This is a genomic window from Isoptericola sp. NPDC057191 (genome assembly GCF_042670225.1).
Taxonomy (GTDB): Bacteria; Actinomycetota; Actinomycetes; order Actinomycetales; family Cellulomonadaceae; genus Isoptericola.
On record NZ_JBHUWC010000288.1, the window covers coordinates 1 to 2,924 of the forward strand.

Consider the following 2,924-nt stretch of genomic DNA (forward strand, 5'->3'; position numbering starts at 1 on the left):
TGTGCGGGCCGTCCCTTCCGACTACCTCGGCGGCTCGGGTGCTACCTCGGCGGCTCGTGTGCTACCTCGGCATCGGTCAGATGCGGATGAACCGCGGGCTGTCCTGCCAGATGTGGCGCTTCACGACGCCGACGCCGGGACGGGCGGCCTCGACCTGCTGGCCCTTGCCGATGTAGATCGAGACGTGGCCGGGGGTCCAGATGATGTCGCCGGGGCGCGCGTTCTTGCGCGAGACGACCTTGCCGGACGCCTTCTGCGCCGACGACGACCGCGGCAGGGTCTTGCCCGTGGCCTTCTTGTAGACGTACCGCGTGAGGCCGGAGCAGTCGAACGAGTTCGGGCCGCTCGAGCCGTACGAGTAGCGGTCCCCGACCTGGGCCTTCGCGATGCGGACGATCTTCTGGCCGCGCGTGCCCGGGTTCTTGGCGGTGACGCTGATGGTGCGCGAGGCCTTGGTGGCGAGCGTGGTCGACGTCGGGTCGACGACGATCCGGACCCGGTTCTTGCCGACGCGGTACTGCTCCCAGACCGGCTTGAACGTGGCCTTGCCGGCCTTGAGCCGCTTGGTCGAGGAGACCTTGCCGTTGACGACGAGCTTCGCGCGGCCCGAGATCGCCTTGCCGGCCTTCGTGGCCTTCATCGAGTACGACGGGCGGTGCTTGCCGGAGTTCTTGACCATCGTGTGCTTGGACGCCGCGAAGACGGTGTGAGGCTTGGTCTTCGTGGTCGCGGTCTGCACGGTGGTGGCCGTGGTCGCGGCGGACGCGTGGGGTGCGGTGGCGACGAAGGTGCCGCCGGTGAGGGCGGCCGCGAGGCCGAGGGCGACGAGCGCGCGACGCGGTCGGTGTGCCGCCACGGCGGCGGTGCCGGGGCGCGCGGAATCGAGGGACGTAGGCATGGGCATGACCTCCAGCCTGCGAGATGAGCTGTCGGGTGAGGCCGAGATCGTTGGCCCGCCACCTGTCGGTGACTAAACCCCAAGGCCGGGAGCGTCCGGAGCGGTGCGCGTCCGGGCGGCCGGCCGGAAGTGGGTCTCCCGCTGCTGCCGTGAGTTTCGTGGTCACCGTGACGCCGGCAGCACTCGGCTGCGTCCCGGTCGGCCGACACCTGGAGAAGGTGCGGTCGAAGGACGCTAACCTGCCCGACGCTCTGTGGTCACGTTCTGGTAACGACCTGAGCGTGTGGCCAGGGCAACGGTGTCAGGAATCGGCCCAGGACAAAGTCGGGCACTGTCTCCGATTCCGGACCGCCCCTGCCGTGTCAGATGTGGCAAAGGTCACAGTAGGAATCGGGACCGACCGGCGAGACGTCTCGATCAGCCGAGCAGGTCGTCGCTCGCGGGTGCGGGCGTCACCGCCAGGCACAGGCTCGCGCGGTCGCCGGAGGTCCAGCCCGCCTCGGACGGGGTCAGCACCACGAACCGCACGCCCTCGACCTCCCGCCCGGTGCCTCCGAGCTGCTGCGCGCCGCACACCGCGGACGCACGCCGACCCAGAGCGTCGGGCCCGGGCCAGACGGCGCCCGGAGCAGAGTCCGTGCGGCCGACCACCTGCGCGGCGTGCTCGTCGCTGCAGGGCACCACGGTCACCCGGCCCACGTCACCGGTCGGCAGCTCGCGCAGGCACGAGCCGAGCACCAGCTGCACGGCGTTCGCCTCCACCGGCTGCGTGACGGCGGCGGGCAGCGGCTCCCAGGCACGGTGTCGCGCGCTCGTGACGCCGAGCGCGACGCCGCCGCCCACGACGGCGAGCACCGCCACCGCCGCACCGGCCCACAGGACACCGCGCCGCGCCCGCCCGCTGCCTGGCCGCCGGCCCGGCGACGTGCCGTCGGGCGCCGTCGTCGGGCCCGGCGTGGTCGGCGTCGCCGGCAGGTGCAGCTCGGCCAGGCCCTCGGCGGGCAGCGCGCCGGGCGGCGTGGGCGCCGCGAAGACCGGCTCCTCGGGCGGCGAGCCGTCGCGGCCGGTCGCCCGGGGCTCGCCGGGGACGGGCGGGTCCGTGGTCATGGTGCGCTCCTGCCCGTCAGGCGGGGTCGGCGAGGTCGAGGATCACCGGGACGTGGTCGCTGGCGCCCTTGCCCTTGCGCTCGTCCCGGTCGACGACCACGCCGGTGACGCGGTCCCGGACGGCGGGGGAGGCGTACGCGAAGTCGATGCGCAGGCCCTTGTTCCGGGGGAACGCGAGCTGCTGGTAGTCCCAGTAGGTGTACGTGTGCTCGGCCGGCAGGTGCTCGCGCGTCACCTCCGTGTACCCGGCGCCGGTGAACGCCGCGAAGGCCTCCCGCTCCGCCGGGGTGACGTGCGTGTGTCCCACGAACACGGACGGGTCGTAGACGTCGGTGTCGAGCGGGATGACGTTCCAGTCGCCGACCAGCGCCACCTGGGCCCCGGGGTCGTCGGACAGCCAGCCGGCGGCGGTGTCGCGCAGCGCGCCCAGCCAGGCGAGCTTGTAGGCGTAGTGCGGGTCGCCGATCGCGCGGCCGTGCGGCACGTACAGCGACCACACCCGCACGCCGCCGCAGGTGGCGCCGAGGGCTCGCGCCTCGACCGGCGCCGGCACGTCGAGCAGGGTGACAGCCTCGTCGGGCGTGGGGTCCGGAGCCTCGGCGGGCGCGTCGGCGTCGCGCACCGGCGCGGCGGGCTTGGCGAACCCGGGCTGCCCGGGGAAGGACGTCGAGACGTCGTCGATCCCGACCCGGGACGCGATCGCGACGCCGTTCCACGCTGAATGGCCGGTGTGCGCGACCTCGTATCCCGCGGCCTCGAACGCCGCGTGCGGGAACTGCTCGTCCCGGCACTTCGTCTCCTGGATCGCCAGCACGTCCGTGCCCGACCGTTCGAGGAAGGCGATCACGCGGTCGACGCGGGCACGGACGGAGTTGACGTTCCAGGTGGCGAGGCGCACGGGCGCCAGGCTACCGGCGCC

General features: G+C 73.3%; 3 protein-coding genes. All 3 read right to left on the minus strand.

The features are described from left to right. Positions 1 to 76: 76 nt before the first annotated feature. The 3 genes from ACFT55_RS19845 to ACFT55_RS19855 all read right to left on the minus strand — a co-directional run bounded on the left by ACFT55_RS19845 (position 77) and on the right by ACFT55_RS19855 (position 2,903). Positions 77 to 898, minus strand: a complete 822-nt coding sequence (locus ACFT55_RS19845; RefSeq protein WP_380245574.1) for a C40 family peptidase — start codon at positions 896 to 898, stop codon at positions 77 to 79. A 417-nt stretch (positions 899 to 1,315) separates the two neighbouring features. Further along, the gene (locus ACFT55_RS19850) at positions 1,316 to 2,005 is read right to left on the minus strand and encodes a septum formation family protein (RefSeq protein ID WP_380245575.1); all 690 of its coding nucleotides are present in this window, start codon (positions 2,003 to 2,005) and stop codon (positions 1,316 to 1,318) included. Positions 2,006 to 2,021: 16 nt separating this feature from the next. Beyond that, positions 2,022 to 2,903, minus strand: coding sequence for an exodeoxyribonuclease III (locus tag ACFT55_RS19855; protein WP_380245576.1), 882 nt, complete (start codon positions 2,901 to 2,903; stop codon positions 2,022 to 2,024). Between the last annotated feature and the right edge of the window lie 21 nt (positions 2,904 to 2,924).